The sequence below is a fragment of the Reyranella aquatilis genome (assembly GCF_020880995.1).
GTDB lineage: Bacteria > Pseudomonadota > Alphaproteobacteria > Reyranellales > Reyranellaceae > Reyranella > Reyranella aquatilis.
In genome coordinates, this window is sequence record NZ_JAJISD010000016.1 from 57805 (window position 1) to 83354 (window position 25550).

Consider the following 25550-nt stretch of genomic DNA (forward strand, 5'->3'; position numbering starts at 1 on the left):
AAAGTGCATTCCCCAGACCAAGACCTCATGCTCAGGCGCCGGGCGGAGCCCGGCGTCTCGAAGCATGGGCCACCGTAGCGGCCTTAGAAGCGAGTAGCGTTCATGACTGACGAGATCGGTGCCTTCGTTCCCGGCCCCCGTGTCCATATCGAGGGGCGTGCCGGTGGCCCCCTGTCCGGCCTCACATTCGCGGCCAAGGACCTGTTCGCGGTGGCGGGCGTACCGACCGGCGGCGGCAATCACGACTGGCCCACCGGGCGACCGATCCCGGACAAGCATTCGTGGGCGGTCCAGACCCTGCTCGATGCCGGGGCCACGCTGATCGGCAAGACCATCACCGACGAGGTGTCGCTGGGTATCCTGGGCGAGAACGCCTTCGACGGCACGCCGAAGAACGTGGCGGCGCCGGGCCGCGTGCCGGGCGGCTCCTCCTCGGGCTCGGCCGCGGCCGTCGCCGCGGGGATCTGCGACACCGCGCTGGGCACCGACACTGGCGGCTCGGTGCGCGTGCCCTCGAGCTTCTGCGGCCTCCATGGGATCCGGCCGACGCATGGTCGTGTGGACGTGACGGGCATGCTGCCCCAGGCGCCAACCTCGGACACGACCGGCTGGTTCGCGCGCGATGCCGAGACCTTTGCCCGGGTCTCCGCCGTCATGCTGGGGGAAGAGATTCCGTCGAAGCTGCCCTCGAAGCTGATCGTGGCCGTCGACGCATTCGGTTTCGCGGATGCCGATACGGCGGAAGCGCTGCAGCCGATGGTGCGGAAGCTCGCCGCGCTGATCGGTTCGAGCGGCGAGGAGATCATGGCGCCGCAGGGCCTGTCGGTGTGGGCGCGCGCCCAGCGCAGCCTGCAGCCTGCCGAGGCCTATGCCACCTTCAGGAGCTGGCTCGACGAGCGCAATCCGCGCTTTGCCTTCTCGGTCGCCAAGGCTCTAGTGACCGGCTCGATGATTCCGGAGAGCGACAAGGTCTGGGCCAACCTGATGCGCCAGGAAGTGCGCGGCCGCATGAAGTACCTGCTGCCCGAGGGCACGATTCTCTGCCTGCCGACCACGCCGTTCCCCGCGCCGAAGGTCGGCCTGCCGCTGTCTGTGCTCGATCCTTTGCGCGACCGCATCACCTGCCTCTGCGCGCAGGGCGGGCTGGCGGGCTTTCCGCAGGTCAATCTTCCCGGCGCCACGACGGTTGACGGTCTGCCGGTCGGCCTGTCCATCATCGGCCCGCGTGGCAGCGATGCGACCCTGGTGGCTGTCGCGCGCGCGATGGAGAAGGCGGCGGGCTGATCGCGCCTTCGCGAAGGAGGCGCGTTGGCGACCGAGAAGCAGAAGATGCTGGCGGGCGAACTCTATGTTGCGGCCGGCGAGGAACTCACCGCCGACGCACGCCGCGTCGCCGGGTGGATGGACCGCTACAACGGCTCGATTGCCGCGACCCAGCGCGACCACGCGGCACTGCTGCGCGAGATCATGGCCGAGGTGGGCGAGGGCGCCTACATCCGCCCCCCCTTCCGTTGCGACTACGGCTACAACATCAGTCTCGGCAAGGGCGTGTTCCTCAACTTCAATTGCGTGATCCTCGACGTGGTGAAGGTCGCGATCGGCGATCGCACGCAGATCGGGCCGGGCGTGCAGATCCTGACCGCGGACCATCCACGTGATCCCGCACAGCGACGCGCCGGCCTGGAGTTCGGCCGGCCTGTCACCATCGGCGCCGACGTGTGGATCGGCGGCGGCGCGATCGTGCTGCCCGGCGTGACCATCGGCGACGGCGCAATCGTCGGCGCGGGCGCCGTGGTGACGCGCGATGTGCGGCCCGGTGCTACTGTCGTCGGAAACCCAGCCAGAGAGAGGCCAGCGTGACGGATTTTACCCCGAACATTCCCGAGGTCGTCGAAGAGGTGCGCGTGCTGTTCGAGCGCTACGAGCAGGCGCTGATCGACAAGAACGTCGAGGTGCTCGACGCCACGTTCTGGAACAGCCCGCATACGATCCGCCTCGCCAACAACGAGCACGGCTACGGCTTCGACCGCATCCACGCCTTTCGCGTCGCCCGCCCGCCGGGCCCCGGCACCAAGGAGAAGCGGCTGCGCCTCGACATCGTGACCCTGGGCCGCGACCTCGCGACGGTGTCGCTGGTCTACAAGGTGCGCGGCCGGGAGATGACGGGCCGGCAGACCCAGACCTGGGTCCGCTTTCCCGACGTCGGCTGGAAGGTCGTCCACGCCCACGTCTCGATGATCGCCGAAGAGCCGATCCTGTAGAGAAAAAGAAAACGGAGGAAACGATGGCGCAGCCCGCCGAAAGCCTTGGCAATGTGATGAATCCCAACCCCGAGTGGGTTACCAAGGTGAGCGAACCGGCGCTCGAGCCCGACCTGCCGATCGTCGATCCGCATCATCATCTATGGCAGCGCGCCGGCAACGACTATCTGTTCCACGACCTGTTGGCCGACACGCAGACCGGACACAACATCGTCGGCACGGTGTTCGTCGACTGCCATTCGATGTACCGCAAGGACGGGCCGGCGGAGCTGCGCTGCATCGGCGAGACCGAGTTCGCCAACGGCGTGGCGGCGATGAGCGCGTCGGGGCTGTATGGAAACCTGCGTGCCTGTGCCGGCATCGTCAGCCATGTCGACCTGCGCCGGGGCGAGAAAGCGGGCGACGTGTTCGATGCCCAGATCGCCGCCGGCAACGGCCGCTTCAAGGGCATCCGCCACCAGACCGGCTGGGATGCCGATCCGGGCATCCGCAATTCCCGCAACGATCCGCCGCCCGAGCAGACGCGCGACCTGACCTGGCGCGAGGGCTTCCGGGAACTGGCGAAGCGCGATCTGACATTCGACGCCTGGCTCTACCATCCGCAGCTCGCCGAGATCGCCGAACTGGCCGACGCCTTCCCGGGGACGCACATCGTCCTCGATCATGTCGGTGGCCCGCTGGGCTATGCAGGCTATGCCGGGCGCCACGATGAGGTGCGCGCGGCCTGGAGGAAATCGATGGCCGAACTGTCCCGCCGGCAGAACATCGTGGTGAAGCTCGGCGGCCTCGGCATGGCGATGGGCTTTTTCGACTTCTACCGGCGCCCGACCCCGCCGGGCTCGGCAGAACTGGCCGAGGCCTACCGGCCCTGGGTCGAGACCACGATCGACCTGTTCGGCGTCGACCGCTGCATGTACGAGAGCAATTTCCCCGTCGACAAGATCACCTCCGGCTACGGCGTCCTGTGGAACGCCTTCAAGCGCATCTCGGCGGGCGCTTCGCCCTCGGAGAAGAAGGCGCTGTTCTCCGGAACGGCGGCGCGGATCTACAAGCTGGCGCTCTGACGCTCGCCTTCCTCTCCCGCCAAGGGGGTGTCGCCCGCGCCTGAAGCGGCCGTGGTGGCTGGCGCTCCGAAGAAGGGCAAAGGTCCCTCGCTTTCGCTCGGGATGACACCGCTCGCTGGGTCGGCGTACTGCGCAAATCCCATGAGAATTGTCATCCCGAGCGTAAGCGAGGGACCCTTACCTCAAACTCGATTGCCCTGTCGGATCAGCGGATAGGCGCCGAAGGCGCGAGGCGCGTCACCCTGCAAGAATCGTGTCGCGCGCTGTCGTTCGGGCAAGGTTTCTTTTTCCTCGGGCGAGGTCTCTCGCGCTGACACAGGCTGTGAACTCGCCCTAGAATTTGGGTCCTCGCGTTTCCATTGGGGGCCAAAGCATGCGTCGTTTGTTGCTGTCTGCCGTTGCCGCGCTCGCCACCGTGTCCGCCGTGCCCATGGCATCGGCGCAGACGCTGAAGGTGGTCATGCATTCCGACGTGAAGGTGCTCGATCCGATCTGGAGCGGTGCCTACATCACCCGCAATCACGGCTACATGCTCTACGACGTGCTGTTCGCCATGGACGAGAAGTTCCAGGTGAAGCCGCAGATGGTCGACACCTGGACGACCAGCGACGACGGACTCGTCTGGACCTTCAAGCTGCGCGACGGGTTGGAATGGCACGACGGCCAGCCGGTGACGGCGGAGGACTGCGTCGCCTCGCTGAAGCGCTGGGCAGCCCGCGACGCGATGGGCCAGAAGCTCGCCCAGGCGCTGCAGGAATACAAGGTCGTGGATCCCAAGACCTTCCAGATCGTACTCAAGGAGAAGTTCGGCGCGGTGCTCGAAGCGCTGGGCAAGCCCTCGGTCGTCGTGCCCTTCATGATGCCCAAGCGCATCGCCGAGACCGATCCGTTCAAGCAGATCGAAGAGTACATCGGCTCCGGCCCCTTCGTGTTCAAGAAGGACGAATGGAAGCCCGGCGAGAAGCTCGTCTACACGAAGTTCGCCAAGTACAAGCCGCGTTCGGAGCCGATGTCGGGCCTGTCGGGCGGCAAGGTGGTGAGCGTCGATCGCGTCGAGTGGGTGTGGATCCCCGATGCCGAGACCCAGGTCAACGCGCTGCTGAAGGGCGAACTCGACATGCTCGAGGCGGTCTCGACCGATCACCTGCCGCTCGTCGAGAAGGACAAGGGCGTCCGCGTCATCAAGGGCCGCGTGTCCAACCAGTACGCCTTCCGGCCGAACTGGCTGCTGCCGCCCTTCAACAATGAAAAAATCCGTCAGGCGGCCGCGTTGGCGCTGAACCAGGAGGACTTCCTGCAGGCCAACATCGGCGACAAGCGCTTCTGGCAGACCTGCAAGGCGATGTTCACCTGCGGCTCGCCGCTTGCCACCGACGCCGGCATGGCAGGCCTCGTGGAAGGCAATGCGGCCAAAGCCAGGGCGCTGCTGGCAGAGGCGGGGTACGACGGCACGCCGGTGACGCTGCTGGCGCCGACCGACCTCGGCGTCATCAAGCAGCTCGGTCCGGTCGCAAAGTCGCTGCTGGAGAGGGCCGGCTTCAAGGTCGAGATGGTGTCGATGGACTGGCAGAGCGTGATCGTGCGGCTTGCCAAGAAGGTGCCGGTCTCGGAGGGCGGCTGGAACGCCTTCTCGACGAGCTGGTCCCAGGTCGACATCCTCGACCCGCTGATGACGCCGTTCCTGATCGCGAGCTGCGACAAGGCCCGGGCCGGCTGGCCCTGCGACGAGGAACTGGAGAAGCTGCGCGATCAGTACGTGAAGGCGGCCACGGAAGCCGAGAAGAAGGCCGCCGCCACGGCCGTTCAGGAGCGCGCCATCAAGGTGGTCACGCACGTGCCGCTTGGCGAATGGTTCGGGGTGAGCGCCGTGCGCTCCAATATCGGGACGCTGAATCCGCCCCCTCCGGTCACGGTCTTCTGGGGGGTAACGAAGAAGTAAGGCGCCCTCGCCGCGCGCAGAAGGAAAGCTCGGGAGCGTCTCAAGAATCCCTGCTCAAGAGGCTCGGACGGCCACTGGCTAATGTTTTGAACGAACAGTGCGGCTGTGGGGCCGGCTGAGGGTTTGGATTAGCTTACGATAGCAAGGCATCGACCTATTCGACGGGTTGGCGCTCTTTCTTCAGGTATTGCTTCAGCAAGCTCAGGCGGCATTTCAGCAAGTGTTGAAAAAATTAGCTGAAACAAAGCCTTGCCAGAGCTGGTTAATGCGCCGACAGCTGGCTGATGTCGGAACCGTCTTTCCTCGGCGGGCGGTTTCCGCCCCATCGCATCCTCGCAGGCTGGCTGGGCGAGGCGGGCTCAGCCCGCCTGCTCGAATATGCCCTGGCCGCCGAGGACCGCTTCATCCCGACGCGGCTGGCCGCCGTGGGAAAGGGCCGGCTCGACAGCGTCGTTCGCCATTCCAGCGTGCTGAAGGATCTGGGCGACTTCGCCGTCCCCCTGCGCCGCCGGGCGCTGGCGCTGCAGGCCGAGCTGGAGACGGACTTCGAGATGCCCGCCACGCCGCGCAACAGCACGCAGATGGAGGTGGTGGCGCATGGCCATGGCGCCTTCTACCGGGCGCATACGGATACCTTCACCGGCGACCACTACACGCCGGGCGGCCGCCGGCGCCTCACCATGGTCTACTACTTCCACCGCGAGCCGCGCCGCTTCACCGGCGGGCGCCTGCGTCTGTTCGATCTGGCGGGCGGCGAGACGATCGATGTTGAGCCGGAGCACGACAGCCTGCTGGTCTTCCCGTCGACGGCGCTTCACGAGGTCGAGCGAGTATCCTGCTTCAAGGGTGCGTTCGGCGACGGCCGCTTCTCGCTGAACATCTGGCTGTGCGGCTGAGGCCTATTCAGCTGCGCGCAGCTCCCCCAAATTTTCCGGCGCCCTGGCCTCGGCGGCGCGGGCCGCCCGCTGGGCGGCGTCCTCGGCCTCCCAGCGCACCGCGATCTCGGCCAGCCGGTCCATGACCTCATCCAGTTCCCCGCCGCGCTTGGTGAGGGAATAGGTCACCTTGGGCGGGATGGTCGCCTCGTAGTCGCGCTTCACCAGGGCCGCGCCTTCAAGTGTGCGTAGACGCTCCGTCAGCATCTTGGCCGAGATGCCCGACACCCGTCGCTTCAACTCGCCGAAGCGCTGCGGGCCGTGGGTTCGAAGATTGTAGAGGATGTACGTCGTCCACGGCCCCATCAGCATGCGCAGGATGAAGTCCATGGGACAGGTCACGCTCTCCTTGGACTGTGTCGTCGGAGTCGGGGTCGGGATGCTCATCGAAAAAACCTTCAGGTTACGATTCGGTACCTACTGGTGAATATATAGAGGGCTTCCCAAATGTTTCCAGTCACTTTGTGAAAGTAACTGATCTGGAGAAACTATAGTTCGATTTCCCCAGATAAATCAAAGGATTGGAAGCCGTCATGAGCAAAGTCGCTATCGTCTATCACTCGGGCTACGGCCACACGCAGGCCCTCGCCGAGGCCGTCGCCACCGGCGCACGGGCCGTTTCGGGCACCGAGGTGAGCCTGATTCCGGTCGCCGAAGCAGAGGCCCGCGCGGCCGAGCTGGATGCCGCGGATGCGATCATCTTCGGCAGCCCGACCTACATGGGCGGCGTCTCGGCCGACTTCGCCAGGTTCAAGGACTGGACGTCGGGACGCTGGATGGAGGGAAGGTGGCGCAACAAGCTCGCCGCCGGCTTCACCGTCTCCGCCTCGTGGAACGGCGACAAGCACAACACGCTCTACCAGCTGCTCACGCTCGCCGTTCAGCACGGCATGGTGTGGGTCGGCCTCGGCCTGCCGCCGGGCAACAACAGCTCGAAGGGCTCGGTCGCGGACCTCAATCGGGTCGGCGCATCGATCGGGGCCATGGGCCAGGCCAATGCCGACCAGGGCGTCGAGGGCATCGGCGCCAGCGACTTCAAGACCTTCGAGGCGCTCGGCCGCCGTGTGGCCGAGGCCAGCCAGCGCTGGCGGGAAGCGCCGCTCGCGCAGGCGGCTTAGCCTAGCCTCTCCCATGGTACGGGGGAGGCCGGGAGGGGGAAAGCCACGCGAATGCCTTGAACCTTGAGTGGTTCAGAGCGGTGGCTTTCCCCCTTAGGTCTTCCGCTGCCTCACCCGGTGCGGAGAAGGAATGTCGGGTCGTCCGCTGGTCATTCCATCTTCACGTTGGCGGATTTCACGATCGAGCCCCACGAGGCCAGCTCGTCCTTGAACAGCGTCGCGAGGGCCTGCGGGCTGCTGGTCTCCACCGTCGCACCCTGCGCCACGAAGTCCGACTGCACATCCTTCATCGCCATGACCTCGCGCATCGCGGCGTTGGCACGCTCGACGATGGGCGCAGGCGTGCCTGGCGGCGCCAGCAGGAAGATGCTGGCCACCGAATTGAAACCCGGCAGCGTCTCGGCGATGGCCGGTGTGTCGGGCGAAACCGGCGAACGCTTGGTAGAGGTCACGGCGAGTAGCCGGAGCTTGCCGCTTCTGGCCAGTGCAAGCGCGGGCGGCAGGCTCACGAAGCAGATCGGGATCTGGCCGCCCACAAGGTCCGCCAGCGCCGGCGTGCCACCCTTGTAGGGGACATGCACGATCTGGACGCCGGCTTCCTTCTGGAACATCTCGGCGCTGAGGTGGGCGATATTGCCGACGCCCGGTGAGGCATAGCTGTACTTGCCGGGGCTGGCCTTCAGCACATCGATGAGTTCACGGACGTTCTGGGCGGGAAACGATGGGTTCACCACCAGCGAGTAGGGCAGGTTGCCGATGATACCGACCGGCGTGAGCGTCAACGGATCATAGCCGACCTTGTCGTAGATCGTTGTGCCGACCAGGATTCCCGACTCGGCGAAGAACAGTGTGTAGCCGTCCGGTGGCGCGCTCGCGAGAGCCGCCGCCGCGATGGTCGAGCCGGCGCCCGGCCGGTTCTCAACGACGACCGGCTGGCCGACCAGCGGGCTCAGCTTGTTGGCAAAGATCCGTGCCAGGATGTCGGCGCCGCCGCCCGGCGGATAACCGACCAGCAGCTTGATGGGGCGCGAGGGGTAGGCCTGGGCGAACGCGCCGCGACCGGCGACCTGGCTGCCCACTATGCCGGCCGCCAGTGCGGAGAGCACATGGCGGCGGCTGAATTTCGTGTCTTCGATGTTCATGTCATGTGACCTTTTCACGGCGCGTGGGCTCAGGCCGACGGCGCGAAGTAGCGGAATTGCAGGCTTTGGTCCTTTTCGAGCTGCTGGATGAGGTCGATCTCCCAAGTGAGATAGGCCGTCATCGACTTGGCGAGATCGTCATAGTCGTAAGGGCTGTACCAGACATCGTCAGTCGCCGAGGTCATGTTCTCCAGCCCGCTGGCAAGCGGGAGGCCGGCAGCGGCCCAGGTGGCAGTGCCGCCGTCGAGGATCGACACCGGCAAGCTCGAGGCGGCCACGGCATCGGCCGCGGCAAGGGCTGCGAACGCGCCATCGTCCGAGGTCAACACTATCCGCTTGGCCCGGGGCGCGCCGGCCACAACCTGCGCGAGGCCGTCGTGCAGCCGCGAGCGCACCGCAAACCAGGCACCCGGAATGTGGCGAACGCGGAACTTCAGGCTGTTGGCGAGGTCGACCACCACGGCATCGCCAGAGGCGAGCAGGCGATGGAGGTCCAGGACGTTGATCCGCTCGACGCCGTCGGCGGCTTCCATCGGCAGCAGCTCGACCGACTCGGGGCCCTTGTCCAACGCGGCGCCGCAGGCGACGAGGCCACCGGTCAGCACGAACACCTCGGTCCAGCCGAGCTGGATCAGCCACGACGCCGTCATGCGCGCCCGTACGCCGTTGTCGTCGCACAGCACGATGCGCGAGTTGCGGGTGGCGACGTAGTGATCGGTCGACTGGATCAACTGGCCGCCGGGCGCGCTGCGTGCGCCCTTGATGTGTCCGGCCTCGTATTCCTCGGGCGTGCGCACGTCGAAGAAGTAGAGCGAGCGCGACGCGTCGGCCTGCAGCGCACGCAGGCCCTTGGCGTCGATCTCGCGCACGCCGAAGCGCTGCGACACGCGCATCGCGGCGTCGATGGCAGCCGCCAGGCCCTTTGGCGACGGGGGCGGCGCCACGGTTCGGCTGCCGCGCGCCATGGTCTCGCCGGCCAGGTGCCAGCCCGCCGTGCCATTGCGCACGCAGACCACCGGGTTCTTGATGCCGGCATTGATCAAGGACTGCGCGCCGATGATGCCGCGGGTGCGGCCCGCGCAGTTCACTACGATGGTGGTCTCCTCGCGCTCGATCAGGTCGAAGACGCGGTGCACCAGCTCGGCGCCGGGGCAGTCGATGCCGCCCGGCAGGCTGTAATTGTGGAACTCGGTATAGGGCCGGCTGTCGAGGATGATCATGTCCTTGCCCTGTTCCATCCAGCGGCGCAGTTCCTGGGCATCGATGGCCGGCGTGTCGTAGCGATGCTCGACGAACTCGCCGAACGCCTTGCTCGGCACGTAGATACCCGCGAACACTTCGAGCCCGGCGGCTCGCCAGCCTTCCAGGCCGTCCATCATGATCGAGATGTCGGTGTAGCCCCAGCCCGAGAGCCGCCGGGCTGCGCGCTCGGCCAGCCCGTCGTCCTGCTGGTCCATCAGGATGATGCGGGTGGCGCGGCGCGGCACGAGGGCCGCCATCCGCGTCTCCAGGTGGCTGAACGGCGCCGACACGATCGTCAGCGGATGGCCGGTGTTGAACAGGCCTTCCTCGCGCACGTCGAGAAAGGCGAACTCCGCGCTTTCGCCCAGAAGCGCATGGACGCGGGCGGCATCGATCCGCGGCCAGGGCGAGGCAGTCTTCTGGTGATCCTTGTCGGTTTTCATCGGGCGGCACGCCATCGTTGAGGAAGGAGGTCGCAAGAATCCTGATCGCGGCCGATGGATAAGGAAAATATAAAGAAAGTATAAACTGATTTGGAATCGGTATGAATTTGACGATCCGGCAACTGCGGGCCTTCACCCTCGGGGCACAATTCTCCTCCTTCTCGGAGGCGGCCAACCGTATGGGCATGACCCAGCCCGGCTACTCTCTGCTGATCCGCCAACTGGAGGCGGAAGTGGGCATGTCGCTGTTCCGGCGCACCACACGGCGGGTCGAACTCACCGAGGCGGGCCGCGAGATCCTGCAGAGCGCCCAGCGCACGCTCCAGCAGCTGGACGAGACCCGTCGCCGCGCCGAGGACTTCCGCGACGCGCGCCAGGGAACGCTCAGTCTCGCCTTCGTGCCCTCGGTCGGCTGCAGCCTGCTGCCGCCCACGCTGTCGCGGTTCGCCGAGGTCCATCCCGGCATCAAGCTCGTGTTCCATGAGGCGCAGGCCGTGGCGTTCGCCGAGCACGTGCGCAGCGGCCAGGCCGAGATCGGGCTCGGCCTGCTGCTGCGACCCGACGAACATCTGGCCTTCGAGCCGCTGATGCGCGATTGCCTGGTGGCGCTGCTGCATGCCCGGCATCCGCTCGCCGGGCGCCCGACGGTTACCTGGAAGGCGCTGGCCCGCTTCAACTCCATCCTCGTGACCAACCAGTCGAGCGTGCGTGTGCATGCCGATCGGGCGGCGGCCGCGGCCGGTATCGACATCGAGCCGACCTATGTCATGGACTCCCTCACCACTGCCGTCGGCCTGGTGCGCGCAGGCCTGGGCTACGCCGTGCTGCCGAGCCTGGCGCTGCGCAGCATGGATCTGGGGGGAGCGGTGGCGCGCGTCGTCGAGCAGCCGCGTGCCTGGCGCGACATCGGCCTGCTCACGCGCTCTCAGTTCACGCTGTCGCCGGCCGCGCTGGCGTTCGCTGCCATCGCTCGCGAAGCGGCGGCCGTGTTTCCGGGTTTCAACGGCTGAAGGGCGCCCCTTCCGCGGGGAAGGGGCGCCGTCGGCTCTACTTCTTGGTGATGTTCCACATCACCGGCACGGGGCCGGGCAGCCAGCCGCTGATGCGGTCCTTGCGGTAGGCGCCGAACGCCTTGTACTGCCCGAGCACGATGTACGTGGCCTGGTCCATCACGCGGTCGGATACGGCCATGGCGATCTCCTTCTGCTTCGCCGGATCGCTTTCCTTGGCGTAGGACGAGCGCAGCTTCTCCATCTCGGGATCGCACGGCCAGCCGAACCAGGCCTTGTCGCAGCCGCCGCTTGTGAAGGCGTTGCCTGCGGGATTGTCGGCATCGACCGTGACGGTCGTCGTGTAGAAGATGTTCCAGCCGCCCTGCGCCGGCGGATCCTTCTTGGCGCGGCGAGTCACGACGGTCTGCCAGTCCATCGCCTGCAGATCGACCTTGAAGCCCACCTTCTCCAGCGCCTGCTTGCCGACCGGCGGAAGCTGGTTGGAGGAGAGGAGGTCGGTCGCCTGCATCATGACGATCGGGGTGCCGTCGTAGCCGCTCTCCTTCAGGAGCTGGCGCGCCTTCTCCAAGTCGGGCTTGATCAGGAGGTTGCCGTAGCTCTTCTCATAGGGCGAGCCGCAGACCAGCGGCGCGTTGCAGACCCGGTAGATCTCGGGGTCGCCCACCTGGGCTCGAAGAAAGTCCTCCTGGGCGATCGCATACATCGCCGCCTGCCGCGCCTTCACGTTGTTGAACGGCGGGTGCAGGTGGTTGAAGCGCATGATGATCTGACTGCCCTGCGCGTTCCAGCCGTAGAGCGAGACGTTCTTGTCGGCCTTCAGCAGCGGAAAGAGATCGGGCACCGGGATTTCGATCAGGTCGATCTCACCCTGGACGAGCGCGTTGACCGCCGTGCTCGGGTCGGAGATCGCCTGCCATTCGACACGGTCGATCTTCGCCACCTTGCCGCCGGCCAGCATCGAGGGCGGCTCGGCGCGCGGCTTGTACTTGGTGTTCTTGGTGTAGACGACCTTCTCGCCGGGCTTCCACTCGTCCTTCTTGAAGATGAAGGGGCCCGAGCCGGTATAGTCGTCGATCTGCTTGAACGGGTCGGTTTCGGCGACCCGCTTGGGCATCATGAAGGGTACCGTGGAAGACGGCTTGCCCAGCGCCTCGATGACGAGGCCGAAAGGCTCTTTCAGCACGATCTGGAAGGTCTTGGCGTCGACGACCTTCAGGCTGCCGGTCGCCGCCATCATCTGCTGGCCGAGCGAATCGCGGGCGCCCCAGCGCTTGATCGAGGCGACGCAGTCCTCCGCCGTCACCGGCTGGCCGTCGTGCCACTCCAGCCCCTCGCGCAGGGTAAAGGTCCAGGTGAGCTTGTCGTCCGAGACCTCGTACTTGTCGACCATCTGCGGCCGGATGCGCAGTTCGGCGTCCTTGGCGAACAGCGTATCGTAGATCATGTAGCCGTGGTTCCGGGTGATGAAGGCCGTCGTCCAGATCGGATCCAGCACCTTCAGGTCGGAATGGGCGACCATCTTCAGTGTCTGGGCCGACGCCGGCGCCGCAGTGGCGGCCGCCGTCGACAGGGCCAGACAGGCCGCCAGTTGTCCCAGTCTCCGCATGACGTGCATGGTTTTGTGCTTCCCTTTGTTTTTTCCCAGACTTCACACAGGCTGCCACGAGCCGGACGAGGAATAAAGCGATGTCGATGCCGACGGCTTCGTGGCCTGAACCCGTCCCCCACGAAAGTGAAGAGGACCTTCGCCTGTCCGGCGAAGGTCCCCCAATCGACTCTGTCGGCGTGATGCTGCTATTTCTTGGTGATGTTCCACATCACCGGCACGGGGCCGGGCAGCCAGCCGGCGAGGCGGTCCTTGCGGTAGGCGCCGAACGCCTTGTACTGGCCGAGCACGATGTAGGTGCCCTGGTCCATGACGCGATCTGAGACGGCCAGGGCGATCTCCTTGCGCTTGGCCGGATCGTTCTCCTTCGCGTAGGAGGAACGGAGCTTCTCCATCTCCGGATCGCAGGGCCAGCCGAACCAGGCCTTCTCGCAGCCGCCGCTGGTGAAGGAATTGCCCGCCGGGCTCTCGGCGCCGACCGTGACGGTGGTCGTGTAGAAGATGTTCCAGCCGCCCTGCGCCGGCGGATCCTTCTTGGCGCGGCGGGTCACGACCGTCTGCCAGTCCATGGACTGCAGGTCGACCTTGAAGCCCACCTTCTCGAGCGCTTGCTTGCCGACCGCGGGAAGCTGGTTGGCGGAGAGCAGGTCGGTCGCGTGCATCATGACGATCGGCGTGCCGTCATAACCGCTTTCCTTCAGGAGCTGCCGCGCCTTCTCGAGATCGGGCTTGATCAGCAGGTTGCCGTAGCTCTTCTCGTAAGGCGAGCCGCAGACCAGCGGCGCATTGCAGACCCGGTAGATGTCGGGGTCGCCGATCTGGGCGCGCAGGAAGTCCTCCTGGGCGATCGCATACATCGCCGCCTGCCGCGCCTTCAGGTTGTTGAAGGGCGGCTGGAGGTGGTTGAAGCGCATGATGATCTGGCTGCCCTGCGCGTTCCAGCCGTAGAGCTCGACGTTCTTGTCGGCCTTCAGCAGCGGGAAGAGATCGGGCACGGGAAGTTCGATCAGGTCGATCTCGCCCTGGACCAGGGCATTGACCGCCGTGCTCGGGTCGGAAATCGCCAGCCATTCGACGCGGTCGACCTTCACCACCTTGCCGCCGGCCAGCATCGAGGGCGGCTCGGCGCGCGGCTTATACTTGGTGTTCTTGACGTAGACGACCTTCTCGCCGGGCTTCCATTCGTCCTTCTTGAAGATGAAGGGGCCGGAGCCGGTGTAGTCGTCGATCTGCTTGAACGCGTCGGTTTCGGCGACTTTCTTGGGCATCATGAACGTAGAGGGCTTGCCCAGCGCCTCGAGGACGAGGCCGAACGGTTCCTTGAGCACGATCTGGAAGGTCTTGGCATCGACGGCGTTGATCGTTGCGAGGGCGGCCGTCATCTGCTGGCCGATCGGGTCTCGGACGGCCCAGCGCTTGATCGAGGCGATGCAGTCCTCGGCGGTGACCGGCTGGCCGTCATGCCATGCCAGGCCGTCGCGCAGGGTGAAGGTCCACGTCAGCTTGTCGGCCGAGGCCTCGTACTTGTCGACCATCTGTGGCTGGATGCGCAGGTCGGCATCCTGGGCGAACAGCGTGTCGTAGATCATGTAGCCGTGGTTCCGGGTGATGAAAGCGCTCGTCCAGACCGGATCCAGGACCTTCAAATCGGAATGGGCGACCATCTTCAGGGTCTGCGCCGAGGTCGGGCCCGCCACCGCCCCTGCCGCCGTCGACAAGGCCAGACAGGCCGCGATCTGTCGCAATCTCCGCATAACGTGCATGATTTACTCTTTACCCCCTTTGCAACACCAATACTCACGCAGGCTGCCGCGAGCCGACGAGGAACAAGCAATGTCGATGCCGACGATTTTCGTTTCCCACGGCGCGCCGACGCTCATCATGAGCGACGCACCCGCGCGCGCCTTCCTGGCGAGTCTGGGTCAGCAAATTCCGCGCCCGACCGGCATCGTGGCGGTATCGGCGCACTGGGATACCGACCTGCCGGCTGTCTCGGTCGTCCGCAGGCCCGACACGATCCACGACTTCTACGGATTTCCCGAGCCGCTCTACCAACTGCGCTACGCCGCGCCGGGAGCGCCGCAGCTGGCGGAAAAGGTGGCAAAGCTCACAGGGGCCGCGCACGATCATCATCGCGGTCTCGACCATGGCGCCTGGGTGCCGGCGATGCTGGCTTGGCCCGAGGCCGACATCCCGATCTTCCAGCTGTCGGTCCAGCCGGACCTTGGCCCGGCGCACCACATCGCGCTCGGCCGAAAGCTTGCATCGCTGCGCGAGGAGGGTGTGCTGGTGATGGGCAGCGGCAGCGCCATCCACAATCTTCGGGCGCTGGTTCGCGGCGCCGGACCGTCGGAGCCCGAGCCCTGGGCGCAGGCCTTCGACGACTGGCTGGCCGATGCGGTGGAGAAGGGCGACGAGGAGGGCCTCGCCGATTACCGCGCCCGCGCGCCTTACGCGCGCGAGGCGCATCCGACCGACGAGCACTTCCTGCCGCTGCACGTGGCCTACGGCGCTGCCGGCCCCGGAGCGAAGGGAAGGGCGCTGCATCGCAGCTTCACGCTGGGAAACCTCTCGATGGCCGCGTACGCCTTCGGCTAGGGGCGTTCATGCGCCACGGCGGCATGTTCCGGTGGGCCAGCCTCAAATCATGAGGTCGTATTCGTGCATTGCATGCGCGGCGGTGAGGGCAGCGGTCCACTCCGCGACGGCGCTGGCATCCTTGGCGACGATATTGGCCAGGGAGAGTTCCGCGAGGGAGACGCCGGTCAGCGTGTAGCTCTGGTTGTTTCCCTCGATGGTGATGACGGTCGAGCCGTTGGCTTCGGCGATGGAGAAATGGTCCCGGGCCATCCAGCTGAAGTCGAGCGTGTCGAGCGCGGTGTCGAAGTCGATCGCCTTGTTGGTGCCCCAGGCCCAGGTGATTGCGAACGTGTCGGCCTGGCCGTTGCCGACATGGCCCTGGTCCGGCGCCGGATCGTCGTTGACGATGGTGCCGACCGCGGTCGCATCGGCGATGGTGGCGCCGCTGGCATTGGAGAGTGCGACCGTGAAGGTCTCGTTCGCCTCGAACGCGGTGTCGCCGCCGATCTCGACATGCACGGTCTTCGATGTTTCGCCCGCCGCGAAGGTGAGGCTGCCGCTGGTGGCCGCATAGTCCGAGCCCGCCGTCGCCGTGCCGTTCGCGGTCATATAGGCCACCGTCACCGCCCCCGTGGCGGCCTTGTCGAGCGTCACGGTGAACATGAAGTGGGCGTGCTCACCATTGCCCTCGACGACCGCGAGGTCGGCGATCGAGAGGGCCGGCAGGAGCGGGGTGTCGTCGTCGTCGAGGATGGTCCCGATGGCGGTGCCGTCGGCGATCGTGGCGCCGGTGGGCGCGGAGAGATTGACGGTAAAGGTCTCGTTGCCCTCGGCGAGCACGTCGCCCGCGATGTCCACGTGGACCATCTTCGAGGTCTCGCCGGCGGCGAAAGTGACGGTGCCGCTCGCGGCCATATAGTCCGCGCCGGCCGTGGCGGTGCCGTTGGCGGTGGAATAGGCCACCGTCACCGGGCCGTCGGCCGCCCGATCGAGCATCACCTCGAACATGAAGTGGGAATGTCCGCCATTGCCTTCCGTCACCGAGAGATCGGCGATGGAAAGCGCGGGCAACGCACCGCCGTCGCTTCCGGTCACGCCATCGGTCGCGCCGGACGCTCCCGCCACCGAGCCGCCGCCGGCGATCGGCAGATTGAAGTCGAGGATCTGGGCATTCGAGACCTGCCCCACGCCGATCTTGCCGGACACGTCGTCCTCGCGGACCTGTGTGAAGGTGAACTCGAAATTGCTCGCCGAAAGTTCGGCCCGCGTGACGCCGAGCAGGATGAGCTTCTGGCCGGTGCTGAGATCGGCGATGACCACGCCTTCGCTGCCCTCGGTCATCGTGATGTTTTCGCGGCTGCCGTAGAACTTGAAGCTCACCACGTCGGCCGCAGGATCGAACGTCACCCGGTCCACCTGCCCGACTTCATGGGAGCGCATGTAGACGGTGTCGGCGGCGAGCACCGGTCCGTTCTCCCAGGCGAGCGCGCCGCTCAGCGCTTCCCGCAGATGGTTGTTGTCGATGAACGTGAAGTTCTCGACCGACAGGTCGGCGAGGCGCACGCCCTGCACGATCACCGTCTCGCCACTCCACGGGCTCAAGAAGCCGAAGCCCTGGGGCGTGTCGATGACGATGAAGGAATGGATGTTGGCATTGCCGAGATCGATCCTGTCCAGCGCCGGATCGAAGCCGACGATATCGGCGCCGCTGACGGAATTGACGAGATAGGTCCTGCCCGTGCCCGTACCCGGATCCTGCATCGTGTCGTCGTCGGTGATCTGGCCCGCCGCCGTGGCGTCGGCGATGGTCGCGCCGGTGGCATTGGAAAGGGTGAGCGAAAAGGTCTCGCTCGCCTCGGGCGCGGTGTCGCCGTTGACGGCCACATGCACCATCTTCGAGGTTTCGCCGGCCGCGAAGGTCAGTGTTCCGGAGAGCGCTGCATAATCGGATCCTGCGTTCGCGGTGCCGTTGGCGGTGGCATAGCTCACCGTCACGGGAGCGGTCGCGGCCTTGTCGAGCGTGACGACGAACATCAGTTCGGTGGCGCCCGAATTCCCCTCGCGCATCGACACGTCGCTCACGGAGAGTGCCGGCAGGGTGGCGGCCGCATCGTCGTTGGCGAGGGTGCCGGTCGCCGAACCGTCGGCAATGGTCGCGCCGGCGGCATTGGTCAGGCGGATGGTGAAGGCCTCGTTGCCTTCGGTCACCGTGTCGCCGTTGACCGTCACCTGGATGGTCTTGGACGTTTCTCCAGCCGCGAAGACGAGGCTGCCGCTGGCTGCGACATAGTCGCTGCCGGCCGTGGCGGTGCCGTCGGCGGTGGCGTAGGCGACCGTCACCGGGCCGCTCACCGCCGTCGATAGAAGGACGGTGAAGGTCATCAGCCTGGTGCCGGAGTTCCCCTCCTGCACCGATACGTCGGCGAGGGACAGGCTGGGTAGCGCGGGCCCCGCGGTGTCGAGGGCCGCGTCCCATTTCTGGATCGCGCCCGCGTCCTTGGCGCGGATGTTGGCGAGGCTCAGTTCGGCGAGCGTCACGCCGTCGAGCCGGTAGGTCTGGTTGTTGCCGGTGATGGTGATGACCACCGAGCCGCCCACTTCGGCGATCGAGAAATTGTCCTTCTGGAACCAGCCGAAATCGAGGACGTCGAGGCCGGGGTCGAAGGCGAGGACCGTGTTGGTGCCCCACATCCAGCCGATGGTGGTGACGGTGACCGTGCCATCGCCCCCCGGCGCGCCGCCGTCTCCGGTGCCTCCGCCCCCCGTGGAACCGCCATCCGACTGCGTGCCGTCCCAGCCCGAATAGTCGGAGACGGTGCCGTCGCCGTTGAAGTCGTCGCTCCAGAGCTCCTCGGCGAAGGCGAGCGTCTTGCCGGTCTCGTGGGCGGCGATCAGGGTGGAGTAGCCCGGCGCGTCGTAGGCGCCGAACTGCTGGATGTATTTGAGGATCGAGGTGCCGTACTCGTCGGCCGAGGCGCTGCCGTTGTTGAGCAGATCCAGCGTGCCCCAGGCGCCGCGCAGATGGGCGGCGGCCAGGATGCCGGTGAGGGTCAGCGTGACGGTGACGCTCTGCCCGCTGGTGTCCACATAGGTGCGCTGGCTGCCGATCAGCGCGTCAAGGCTGGTGCCTTTGGCCTCGAGCCCGCTCTCGATCACGTCGAGGTTGTAGCCGAAGGCGTCGAGGATGATGGATTCCTGGAGGTCGGTCTTGAGGGTGGCCAGGCTGTCGACGCCGTTCTTGCCGGTGAACTGGCCGGTCCACAGGTTGCCGGTGTTGCCCTGGTAGTAACCGAGGTCGATCAGCAGCGGCTCGCCGAACTGATAGCCGACGAAGCCGAGCGCATTCACGGAGGTGTACTGCATGTCGCGCCAGGAGAGCTGGCCGGCCTGGTAGGCGTTCCAGTTGGCGTCGCCCACCCAGCTTCGGATCTGCCATTCGGTGATCTGTCCCGAAACATAGCGGTCGTAGTCGACACCCGATTCGAATGCCCGCAGCGCGTCCAGAAACTCGGTGAAAGTGCCGTTCGACATGACGCGCCCCCAACTTCGACTCAAAGGTCGGTGCCGCCAACGTGCACGGCCCGTACCCAGACCATAATCGTTCGATATCGCACGCGTCGCAGGCGGCGATGCCGATCACGGATTGATCACACCAGCCGACCTGCGAGCATCAACGAGCGAAGACATCGCGACGGCGCGATCCGGCGAGGGGACTGCCGGCGCGCGGCGGCCGATTTCAGCAACCGGACCCCAAAGAAAAACCGCGGGGTACGAGCCCGCGGTTTCGTCGATCCTTGCTTGGCGGCGGGGGCTCGCGCTTCGCGTCGCGAAGCACGGCGCCCGTCCGGGGACGGCGTCAGGCGGCTTCCGCCAGCGCCACGCCCTTTTCCTTGAAGACCTGTTCGAGTTCGCCGGTTTCGAACATCTCGCGGACGATGTCGCAGCCGCCGATGAACTCACCCTTCACGTAGAGCTGGGGAATGGTCGGCCACTGGCTGAATTCCTTGATGCCCTGGCGCAGTTCCGGATCGACGAGGATGTTGACGCCGTGGAACTTGACGCCGAGCTGGCTCAGAACGTCGACCACCGCGGCCGAGAAGCCGCACTGCGGGAACACGGGCGTTCCCTTCATGAACAGCAGAACGTCGTTCTTGCCGATCTCGTCGCGGATGCGCTCGAACACCTGGGGTTCGCTCATGATCGATCTCCGTGAAGCGCCGACGGGGCGCGGGGTTGCCCGAATATAGGGCGTTCAGGGCCTCTGCGCCATGGTGGTCAGCTTGAGCGCGTGCAGGACCCCGCCCATGCGGCCGCCCAGGGCGCCATAGACCGCCTGGTGCTGCTGGATCTTGGATTTGCCGGCGAACGAGGCGGAAATGACCGTAGCGGCATAGTGGTCTCCGTCGCCAGCCAGGTCCTGGATCTCGACCTCGGCGTCGGGGATGCCCTCCTTGATCAGGCGGACGATGTCGTCGGCGTGCATCGGCATGGCGGTACTCCCTAGGCGGCGCTGTTCATATAGCCCGGCAGCCAGGCTTCATGGGCGTCGCGCAGCTCCTGCAGCGGAACGCTGAGCAACCCTTCGACCGCGATGTCCGGCCCGCCGGAATAGCCCAGCAGGACGGCCGGGACGCCGGCCCTGGTCGCGGCCTCGACGAGGGCGCCGCCATCATCGGTCGCGATCAGGTAGCGGCCCTGGTCCTCGCCGTAGAGGAAGGCGTGCGGGGCGGGAGCGCCGGCCGGCAGCCGGATCGAGGCGCCGGTGCTGCCCGAAAGGCACATCTCGGCCAGCGCGACCAGCAGGCCGCCGTCCGACAGGTCGTGGCAGGCCTCGACCTTGCGGCCGACGATCTGGTCGCGCACGAAGTCGCCGTTGCGGCGCTCCACGGCGAGATCGACCGGCGGCGGCGCGCCTTCCTCGCGGCCGTGCAGCTCGCGCAGGTAGATCGACTGGCCGAGCCAGCCCCTGGTGTCGCCGATCAGCACGAGCGCGAGGCCCGCCTTGACCAGCCGCGACCCGACGGAGGTGGCGATGTCGTCGATCACGCCCACGGCGCCGATGGTCGGCGTCGGCAGGATCGGCCGGCCTTCGGTCTCGTTGTAGAGCGAGACGTTGCCCGACACGACCGGGAAGTCGAGCGCGGTGCAGGCCTCGGCCATGCCCATGATGGCTCCGGCGAACTGGCCCATGATCTCGGGCTTCTGCGGGTTGCCGAAGTTCATGTTGTCGGTGACGGCGAGCGGGCGCGCGCCGACCGCGGTGATGTTGCGCCATGCCTCGGCCACGGCCTGGCGGCCGCCGGTCTCGGGATGGGCCTGCACGTAGCGCGGCGTGCAGTCCGACGTCATGGCGAGACCCTTGTGGCCCGCACCCTTGTGCCCGGCCGCCTTCGAGGCGCCGGGCACACGCACCAGCGCCGCGTCGCCGCCCTGCGGGCGGATCGCGGTATTGCCCATGATCAGATGGTCGTACTGGTGCCAGATCCACGCCTTGCTCGCGAGATCGGGGCTGCTCATCAGCGCGACCAGCGAGGCCTGCCAGTCGGCCGGTGAGTTGCCGGGGGCCGGCACCTTGGCCGCATCGAGTTCGGCCGGCAGCGGCGTCAGCGTCCACGGGCGCTCGTACATCGGCGCCTCGGTGACCAGCGGCGGGATCGGGATGTTGCCCACCACGTCGCCGTGCCAGGTCAGCACCATCCGCTCGGTGTCGGTGAGATGGCCGATCACCGCGAAGTCGAGTTCCCACTTCTCGAAGATCTTGCGCGCCTCGTCCTCGCGGCCGGGCTTCAGCACCATGAGCATGCGCTCCTGGCTTTCCGACAGCATCAGCTCGTAAGGGTTCATGCCGGTCTCGCGCATCGGCACTTTGTCGAGTTCCATGACGAGGCCGAGGCCGCCCTTGGCCGCCATCTCGAACGAGGAGGAGGTGAGGCCGGCCGCGCCCATGTCCTGGATGGCGATGATGGCGTCGGTCGCCATCAGTTCGAGGCAGGCTTCCAGCAGCAGCTTCTCGACGAAGGGATCGCCGACCTGAACGGTGGGCCGCTTGCTCTCGCTGTCCTCGTTGAATTCGGTCGAGGACATGGTGGCGCCGTGGATGCCGTCGCGGCCGGTCTTGGAGCCGACATAGACCATGGGATTGCCGACGCCGGTGGCGGCCGCATAGAAGATCTTGTCGGTCGGCGCGACGCCGACGGTCATGGCGTTGACCAGGATGTTGCCGTTGTAGGCGGCGTGGAAGTTGGTCTCGCCGCCGACCGTGGGAATGCCCATGCAGTTGCCGTAGCCTGCGATGCCGGCCACCACGCCCGACACGAGATGACGCGTCCTGGGGTTCTTCGGATCGCCGAAACGCAGCGCGTTGAGGTTGGCCACCGGCCGCGCGCCCATCGTGAAGACGTCGCGCAGGATGCCGCCGACGCCGGTCGCCGCGCCCTGGTAGGGCTCGATGTAGGAGGGGTGGTTGTGGCTCTCCATCTTGAAGATGGCGGCCTGGCCGTCGCCGATGTCGATGACGCCGGCATTCTCGCCGGGGCCCTGGATGACCCACGGTGCCTTGGTCGGCAGCTTCTTAAGCCAGACCTTCGACGACTTGTAGGAGCAGTGCTCGCTCCACATCGCCGAGAAGATGCCGAGTTCCACCATCGTGGGCTCGCGGCCCATGATCTTCAGCAGGCGCTCGTACTCGTCCGGCGCCAGGCCGTGCTCGGCCACGATCTGCGGCGTGATCGCCGGCTCGTTCGGCAGCTTGACCGGCGGGTTCTTTTCCTGGGCAACCGTCACTTGGAATTCCTCACGAAAGCGCCTCGACCATGCCCTCGAACAGGCCGCGGCCGTCGGTGCCGCCGAACATCGGCTCCACTGCGTTCTCCGGATGGGGCATCAGGCCCAGCACCGTCTTGGTCTCGTTGAACACGCCGGCGATGTTGCTGCTCGAGCCGTTGGGATTGCCGCGTCCGTCGACCGTACCGTCGGGCGCGCAGTAGCGGAACGCGATCTGGCCGCGATCCTCGAGCTTCTTCATCGTGTCGGGGTCGGCGAAGTAGTTGCCCTCGGCGTGGGCGACCGGGACCTTGATCACCTGGCCCGCCTGATAGCGGTTGGTGAACAGGCTCTGGCTGGTCTCGACCTTGAGATGGACGTCGGCGCAGACGAACTTGAGGTGCGAGTTGCGCATCAGCGTGCCCGGCAGCAGGCCGGCCTCGGTCACGATCTGGAAGCCGTTGCAGATGCCCAGCACGGGCACGCCCTGGGCCGCACGCTTCTTCACCTCGGCCATCACCGGCGACTGTGCCGCCATCGCGCCGCAGCGCAGATAGTCGCCGTAGGAGAAGCCGCCTGGCACCACGATCAGGTCGACCTTCTCGAAGTCGCCGTCGCCATGCCACACCAACGAGGGCCGCCGGCCGGTCACCAGCTCGAGCGCCTGCGCCACATCGCCTTCGCGGTTGGAGCCGGGGAAGACGAGGATTGCTGATTTCATATCCGCCTGTCCTTTTCAGTCAGGACCTCACCCTGAGGAGCGCTCCGCAGGAGCGCGTCTCGAAGGGTCGGCACGAGCACCGCGTCCGTTGCCCATCCTTCGAGACGCGCGCGGTGCGCGCTCCTCAGGATGAGGTTCATCTTCGCCATCAACCCACCAGCTCGATCGAGTAGTTCTCGATCACCGTGTTGGCGAGCAGCTTCTTGCACATGTCCTCGACTCGGGCCTTGGCCTTGGCCTGGTCGGTCTCGGCGAGTTCGAGCTCGATGAACTTGCCCTGGCGCACGTCACCGACCTCGGGGAAGCCCAGCCGGTTCAGCGAATGTCCGATGGCCTTGCCCTGGGGGTCGAGCACGCCGTTCTTGAGGGTCACGTGGACTCTGGCTTTCATGTCGCCTCTGCTACTGGAGCGTGGTGGGGCCGCGCACGTCGCCCGGTCCCTGATCGATGAGAATGCCGAGCCGCCGCGCCACTTCCTGGTAGGCTTCCTCGACCTTGCCGAGGTCGCGGCGGAACCGGTCCTTGTCCATCTTCTCGTTGGTCCTGAGATCCCACAGCCGGCACGAGTCCGGGCTGATCTCGTCGGCCAGCACGATGCGGACCATGTCATCCTCGTAGAGGCGGCCGAACTCGATCTTGAAGTCGATCAGCTTGATGCCGCAGCCGAGGAACAGGCCGAACAGGAAGTCGTTCACGCGCAGCGTCAGCGCCACGATGTCGTCGAGGTCCTGCGGCGCTGCCCAGCCGAACGCCGTGATGTGCTCCTCGGTGACCATCGGATCGCCCAGCGCGTCGTTCTTGTAGAAGAACTCCATGATCGAGCGCGGCAGCTGGGTGCCTTCCTCGACGCCGAAGCGCTTGGCGAAGGAGCCGGCGGCGACGTTGCGGACCACGACCTCGAGCGGGATGATCTCGACCTGCCGGATGAGCTGCTCGCGCATGTTCAGGCGGCGGATGAAATGGGTGGGCACGCCGATCTCGCCGAGCTTGGTCATCAGGAACTCGGAGATGCGGTTGTTGATCACCCCCTTGCCGGTGATCGTGCCCTTCTTCTGGTTGTTGAACGCGGTCGCGTCGTCCTTGAAGTACTGGACGATCGTCCCGGGCTCGGGCCCCTCGAACAAGGTCTTGGCCTTGCCCTCGTAGATGCGGCGACGGCGGGACATGTCTCACTCCTGCGCGGGCGATGCGGATCGCCCGCCGTTCGGGCGGAATATGGCGGAAACGCCATGCTCCGGTGCTGGGGAAAAATCCATTGAAAAAGGTGACGGGGTCGTCATATTGGTTGCGAAACAGGAGGCCTCACATGGCCCAGCAAATCACGTACGACAAGGCCTATGACACGGTTGGACGCGAGGATTTTCCGGCGATGCTGGAAGTTCCCCGCTATGGCCGCCGCACGGACGCCTTCGACGGCATCATTTCGGCCACCCATGACCATTTCTGGGACCCGTTCGACAAGGCCTACATCGACTTCGACCAGCCCTTCGACATCGCAAAAACCTCGATCATGCCGCTCGACACGGTCGTCGAGCTGAAGAGCGCGGTGGCCGACCGGCTGGACGAGGGTCAGAAGATCGGGCTGGGCAACGACGTCATGCACTGGTCGATCTCCAACCTGCTCCATGGCGAGCAGGGGGCTCTCTCGCTGTCGGCCAGCCTGTGCCACATCCTGCTCGACCCTGGCGCCCAGGAGTACGCCGCCAACCAGGCCCGCGAGGAGGCCCGGCATGTTGCAGGGTTCACGCGCTATATCGGCCGCCGCTGGGGGGCGCCGCTGCCGGTGGGCAAGACCATCGCCACCGTCCTCACCGACCTGGTGACCACGGAGGAGGTCTACAAGAAGATCGTCGGCATGCAGATGCTGATCGAAGGCATCGCCATGGGCTCCTTCGCGACGCTGAACGCCAAGACCAATGATCCGGTGCTGCGGCGGCTGGTCCAGTTGGTGATGAGCGACGAGGCCTTCCACCATCGTTTCGGCCGCATCTGGGCCTCGCGCACCATCCGCCATCTGAGCGAGGACGAGCACAAGAAGGTCGAGGACTGGGCCGCCCAGATCTTCCAGACCCTGCTGTTCAACCTGATCAACGCCGAGCAGAAGCAGGTCATCTACGCCAAGTACGGTCTGGACTGGCAGTGGGTGCGCGACGCGATGAAGGAGGTCTTCACCGACGAGGACCGCCGCGCGTCGCTGAAGGACAGCACCAACATCTTCCGCGTCCTCATCAAGACACTGCTCCACGCCGGCATCATCACCTCCCGCACCGCGCCGCTCTACGGCGTTTGGGTCGACATGAAGGAACTCGAAGCCGAGGGCGACGGCATCCCCGGCGACATCGTGGCCGAGGAGATGATGGTCACGCTGCGCGAGATCAACGCCAAGCGTAAGCGCATCGTCTCCAAGGACATCCAGGCCGCCGCGAGCTGACCGCCAGATCCCTCTTCCGTTAGGGGAAGAGGCGGGGCGAGCATGATGCTCGTCGTCGATCTCGACGACCAGCTTTGCGGAGAGGAAGGCGACGCCCGCGAAGCAGAAGCCGACGGGATGCTGCCACCGGAACCCGATGCCAGGGCCCGGGAGATTGCGAAGCAGCGCTCGCCCCCTGCAGCCTCTCCCGCGCGGGTACGGGAGTAGGTCAGGGCAGCAGCACCAAGAGCGCGATGCACCAGGCATGATCGCTTTCGACGGTGCCGGATTGTTGTTATCTTTGGAGAACACCC

23 protein-coding genes are annotated in these 25550 nt (G+C 66.2%); 11 read left to right on the forward strand and 12 right to left on the reverse strand.

From position 1 onward, the window contains the following. Nucleotides 1-102 precede the first annotated feature (102 nt). From LJ725_RS26880 to LJ725_RS26905, 6 genes are all read left to right on the forward strand, one after another. Nucleotides 103-1284 carry an amidase gene (locus LJ725_RS26880; RefSeq protein ID WP_230554042.1) on the forward strand — a complete coding sequence of 394 codons (1182 nt, stop codon included), beginning with the start codon at nucleotides 103-105 and terminating at the stop codon, nucleotides 1282-1284. A gap of 24 nt (nucleotides 1285-1308) precedes the next feature. Next, nucleotides 1309-1860 carry a sugar O-acetyltransferase gene (locus LJ725_RS26885; protein WP_329958400.1) on the forward strand — a complete coding sequence of 184 codons (552 nt, stop codon included), beginning with the start codon at nucleotides 1309-1311 and terminating at the stop codon, nucleotides 1858-1860. Continuing rightward, a complete protein-coding gene (locus LJ725_RS26890; RefSeq protein WP_230554043.1) occupies nucleotides 1857-2261 on the forward strand; it encodes an AtzH-like domain-containing protein in 405 nt (134 codons plus the stop codon). The genes LJ725_RS26885 and LJ725_RS26890 overlap by 4 nt, the downstream gene beginning before the upstream one ends. 23 nt (nucleotides 2262-2284) lie before the next feature. Continuing rightward, the gene (locus LJ725_RS26895; protein WP_230554044.1) at nucleotides 2285-3325 is read left to right on the forward strand and encodes an amidohydrolase family protein; all 1041 of its coding nucleotides are present in this window, start codon (nucleotides 2285-2287) and stop codon (nucleotides 3323-3325) included. Nucleotides 3326-3698: 373 nt separating this feature from the next. Then, nucleotides 3699-5264 carry an ABC transporter substrate-binding protein gene (locus tag LJ725_RS26900; RefSeq protein WP_230554045.1) on the forward strand — a complete coding sequence of 522 codons (1566 nt, stop codon included), beginning with the start codon at nucleotides 3699-3701 and terminating at the stop codon, nucleotides 5262-5264. Between the two features lie 284 nt (nucleotides 5265-5548). Then, the gene (locus LJ725_RS26905) at nucleotides 5549-6160 is read left to right on the forward strand and encodes a 2OG-Fe(II) oxygenase (RefSeq protein WP_230554046.1); all 612 of its coding nucleotides are present in this window, start codon (nucleotides 5549-5551) and stop codon (nucleotides 6158-6160) included. 3 nt (nucleotides 6161-6163) lie between these two features. Here the strand turns inward: LJ725_RS26905 and LJ725_RS26910 are convergent, their stop codons facing one another. Further along, complete coding sequence (locus LJ725_RS26910; RefSeq protein ID WP_230554047.1) at nucleotides 6164-6586, reverse strand: winged helix-turn-helix transcriptional regulator; 423 nt, start codon at nucleotides 6584-6586, stop codon at nucleotides 6164-6166. A gap of 146 nt (nucleotides 6587-6732) precedes the next feature. Between LJ725_RS26910 and LJ725_RS26915 the strand changes: the two genes are divergently transcribed. Continuing rightward, nucleotides 6733-7317, forward strand: coding sequence for a flavodoxin family protein (locus tag LJ725_RS26915; protein ID WP_230554048.1), 585 nt, complete (start codon nucleotides 6733-6735; stop codon nucleotides 7315-7317). Between the two features lie 149 nt (nucleotides 7318-7466). On the opposite strand, the gene LJ725_RS26920 is transcribed toward LJ725_RS26915, so the two are convergent. Next, nucleotides 7467-8459, reverse strand: coding sequence for a Bug family tripartite tricarboxylate transporter substrate binding protein (locus tag LJ725_RS26920; RefSeq protein WP_230554049.1), 993 nt, complete (start codon nucleotides 8457-8459; stop codon nucleotides 7467-7469). A 29-nt stretch (nucleotides 8460-8488) separates the two neighbouring features. Beyond that, nucleotides 8489-10144, reverse strand: a complete 1656-nt coding sequence (locus tag LJ725_RS26925; protein ID WP_230554050.1) for a rhodanese-like domain-containing protein — start codon at nucleotides 10142-10144, stop codon at nucleotides 8489-8491. Nucleotides 10145-10245: 101 nt separating this feature from the next. Here LJ725_RS26925 and LJ725_RS26930 point away from each other — a divergent pair, with 101 nt between their 5' ends. After that, a complete protein-coding gene (locus tag LJ725_RS26930) occupies nucleotides 10246-11154 on the forward strand; it encodes a LysR family transcriptional regulator (protein WP_230554051.1) in 909 nt (302 codons plus the stop codon). A 37-nt stretch (nucleotides 11155-11191) separates the two neighbouring features. Here LJ725_RS26930 and LJ725_RS26935 read toward each other — a convergent pair whose 3' ends face one another. Both LJ725_RS26935 and LJ725_RS26940 read right to left on the reverse strand, forming a co-directional pair. Continuing rightward, nucleotides 11192-12772: an ABC transporter substrate-binding protein gene (locus LJ725_RS26935; RefSeq protein WP_230554052.1), complete on the reverse strand. Its 1581-nt coding sequence runs from the start codon at nucleotides 12770-12772 to the stop codon at nucleotides 11192-11194. Between the two features lie 179 nt (nucleotides 12773-12951). After that, a complete protein-coding gene (locus tag LJ725_RS26940; RefSeq protein ID WP_230554053.1) occupies nucleotides 12952-14526 on the reverse strand; it encodes an ABC transporter substrate-binding protein in 1575 nt (524 codons plus the stop codon). A gap of 76 nt (nucleotides 14527-14602) precedes the next feature. Between LJ725_RS26940 and LJ725_RS26945 the strand changes: the two genes are divergently transcribed. Further along, nucleotides 14603-15361 (forward strand): DODA-type extradiol aromatic ring-opening family dioxygenase, encoded by a 759-nt coding sequence (locus tag LJ725_RS26945; protein WP_230554054.1) that lies wholly within the window; start codon nucleotides 14603-14605, stop codon nucleotides 15359-15361. Nucleotides 15362-15403: 42 nt separating this feature from the next. Here LJ725_RS26945 and LJ725_RS26950 read toward each other — a convergent pair whose 3' ends face one another. The 7 genes from LJ725_RS26950 to purC all read right to left on the reverse strand — a co-directional run bounded on the left by LJ725_RS26950 (nucleotide 15404) and on the right by purC (nucleotide 23992). Then, nucleotides 15404-18874, reverse strand: a complete 3471-nt coding sequence (locus LJ725_RS26950; protein WP_230554055.1) for a Calx-beta domain-containing protein — start codon at nucleotides 18872-18874, stop codon at nucleotides 15404-15406. A 325-nt stretch (nucleotides 18875-19199) separates the two neighbouring features. After that, the gene (grxD, locus tag LJ725_RS26955; RefSeq protein ID WP_230554056.1) at nucleotides 19200-19541 is read right to left on the reverse strand and encodes a Grx4 family monothiol glutaredoxin; all 342 of its coding nucleotides are present in this window, start codon (nucleotides 19539-19541) and stop codon (nucleotides 19200-19202) included. A gap of 54 nt (nucleotides 19542-19595) precedes the next feature. Then, nucleotides 19596-19832: a BolA/IbaG family iron-sulfur metabolism protein gene (locus LJ725_RS26960; protein ID WP_216961108.1), complete on the reverse strand. Its 237-nt coding sequence runs from the start codon at nucleotides 19830-19832 to the stop codon at nucleotides 19596-19598. Nucleotides 19833-19843: 11 nt separating this feature from the next. Further along, complete coding sequence (gene purL, locus LJ725_RS26965) at nucleotides 19844-22090, reverse strand: phosphoribosylformylglycinamidine synthase subunit PurL (RefSeq protein ID WP_230554087.1); 2247 nt, start codon at nucleotides 22088-22090, stop codon at nucleotides 19844-19846. Between the two features lie 46 nt (nucleotides 22091-22136). Further along, the gene (purQ, locus tag LJ725_RS26970) at nucleotides 22137-22826 is read right to left on the reverse strand and encodes a phosphoribosylformylglycinamidine synthase subunit PurQ (protein ID WP_230554057.1); all 690 of its coding nucleotides are present in this window, start codon (nucleotides 22824-22826) and stop codon (nucleotides 22137-22139) included. A 148-nt stretch (nucleotides 22827-22974) separates the two neighbouring features. Next, nucleotides 22975-23217 (reverse strand): phosphoribosylformylglycinamidine synthase subunit PurS, encoded by a 243-nt coding sequence (purS, locus tag LJ725_RS26975; protein WP_230554058.1) that lies wholly within the window; start codon nucleotides 23215-23217, stop codon nucleotides 22975-22977. 10 nt (nucleotides 23218-23227) lie between these two features. Then, nucleotides 23228-23992 (reverse strand): phosphoribosylaminoimidazolesuccinocarboxamide synthase, encoded by a 765-nt coding sequence (gene purC / locus LJ725_RS26980; RefSeq protein ID WP_068189890.1) that lies wholly within the window; start codon nucleotides 23990-23992, stop codon nucleotides 23228-23230. Nucleotides 23993-24132: 140 nt separating this feature from the next. Here purC and LJ725_RS26985 point away from each other — a divergent pair, with 140 nt between their 5' ends. Then, nucleotides 24133-25257: a ferritin-like domain-containing protein gene (locus tag LJ725_RS26985; protein ID WP_230554059.1), complete on the forward strand. Its 1125-nt coding sequence runs from the start codon at nucleotides 24133-24135 to the stop codon at nucleotides 25255-25257. A gap of 42 nt (nucleotides 25258-25299) precedes the next feature. Further along, entirely contained in the window at nucleotides 25300-25464 is a 165-nt protein-coding gene (locus LJ725_RS26990; protein ID WP_230554060.1) for a hypothetical protein, read from the forward strand. Nucleotides 25465-25550 lie beyond the last annotated feature (86 nt).

Excerpts from the sequence above, each read along its gene's own strand:
- LJ725_RS26880 (WP_230554042.1), top strand. The coding sequence starts at position 103 with ATGACTGACGAGATCGGTGCCTTCGTTCCCGGCCCCCGTGTCCATATC.
- LJ725_RS26895 (WP_230554044.1), top strand. The coding sequence starts at position 2,285 with ATGGCGCAGCCCGCCGAAAGCCTTGGCAATGTGATGAATCCCAACCCC.
- LJ725_RS26900 (WP_230554045.1), top strand. The coding sequence starts at position 3,699 with ATGCGTCGTTTGTTGCTGTCTGCCGTTGCCGCGCTCGCCACCGTGTCC.
- LJ725_RS26905 (WP_230554046.1), top strand. The coding sequence starts at position 5,549 with ATGTCGGAACCGTCTTTCCTCGGCGGGCGGTTTCCGCCCCATCGCATC.
- LJ725_RS26910 (WP_230554047.1), bottom strand. The coding sequence starts at position 6,586 with ATGAGCATCCCGACCCCGACTCCGACGACACAGTCCAAGGAGAGCGTG.
- LJ725_RS26915 (WP_230554048.1), top strand. The coding sequence starts at position 6,733 with ATGAGCAAAGTCGCTATCGTCTATCACTCGGGCTACGGCCACACGCAG.
- LJ725_RS26920 (WP_230554049.1), bottom strand. The coding sequence starts at position 8,459 with ATGAACATCGAAGACACGAAATTCAGCCGCCGCCATGTGCTCTCCGCA.
- LJ725_RS26925 (WP_230554050.1), bottom strand. The coding sequence starts at position 10,144 with ATGAAAACCGACAAGGATCACCAGAAGACTGCCTCGCCCTGGCCGCGG.
- LJ725_RS26930 (WP_230554051.1), top strand. The coding sequence starts at position 10,246 with ATGAATTTGACGATCCGGCAACTGCGGGCCTTCACCCTCGGGGCACAA.
- LJ725_RS26935 (WP_230554052.1), bottom strand. The coding sequence starts at position 12,772 with ATGCACGTCATGCGGAGACTGGGACAACTGGCGGCCTGTCTGGCCCTG.
- LJ725_RS26940 (WP_230554053.1), bottom strand. The coding sequence starts at position 14,526 with ATGCACGTTATGCGGAGATTGCGACAGATCGCGGCCTGTCTGGCCTTG.
- LJ725_RS26945 (WP_230554054.1), top strand. The coding sequence starts at position 14,603 with ATGCCGACGATTTTCGTTTCCCACGGCGCGCCGACGCTCATCATGAGC.
- LJ725_RS26950 (WP_230554055.1), bottom strand. The coding sequence starts at position 18,874 with ATGTCGAACGGCACTTTCACCGAGTTTCTGGACGCGCTGCGGGCATTC.
- grxD (WP_230554056.1), bottom strand. The coding sequence starts at position 19,541 with ATGAGCGAACCCCAGGTGTTCGAGCGCATCCGCGACGAGATCGGCAAG.
- LJ725_RS26960 (WP_216961108.1), bottom strand. The coding sequence starts at position 19,832 with ATGCCGATGCACGCCGACGACATCGTCCGCCTGATCAAGGAGGGCATC.
- purQ (WP_230554057.1), bottom strand. The coding sequence starts at position 22,826 with ATGAAATCAGCAATCCTCGTCTTCCCCGGCTCCAACCGCGAAGGCGAT.
- purS (WP_230554058.1), bottom strand. The coding sequence starts at position 23,217 with ATGAAAGCCAGAGTCCACGTGACCCTCAAGAACGGCGTGCTCGACCCC.
- purC (WP_068189890.1), bottom strand. The coding sequence starts at position 23,992 with ATGTCCCGCCGTCGCCGCATCTACGAGGGCAAGGCCAAGACCTTGTTC.
- LJ725_RS26985 (WP_230554059.1), top strand. The coding sequence starts at position 24,133 with ATGGCCCAGCAAATCACGTACGACAAGGCCTATGACACGGTTGGACGC.
- LJ725_RS26990 (WP_230554060.1), top strand. The coding sequence starts at position 25,300 with ATGATGCTCGTCGTCGATCTCGACGACCAGCTTTGCGGAGAGGAAGGC.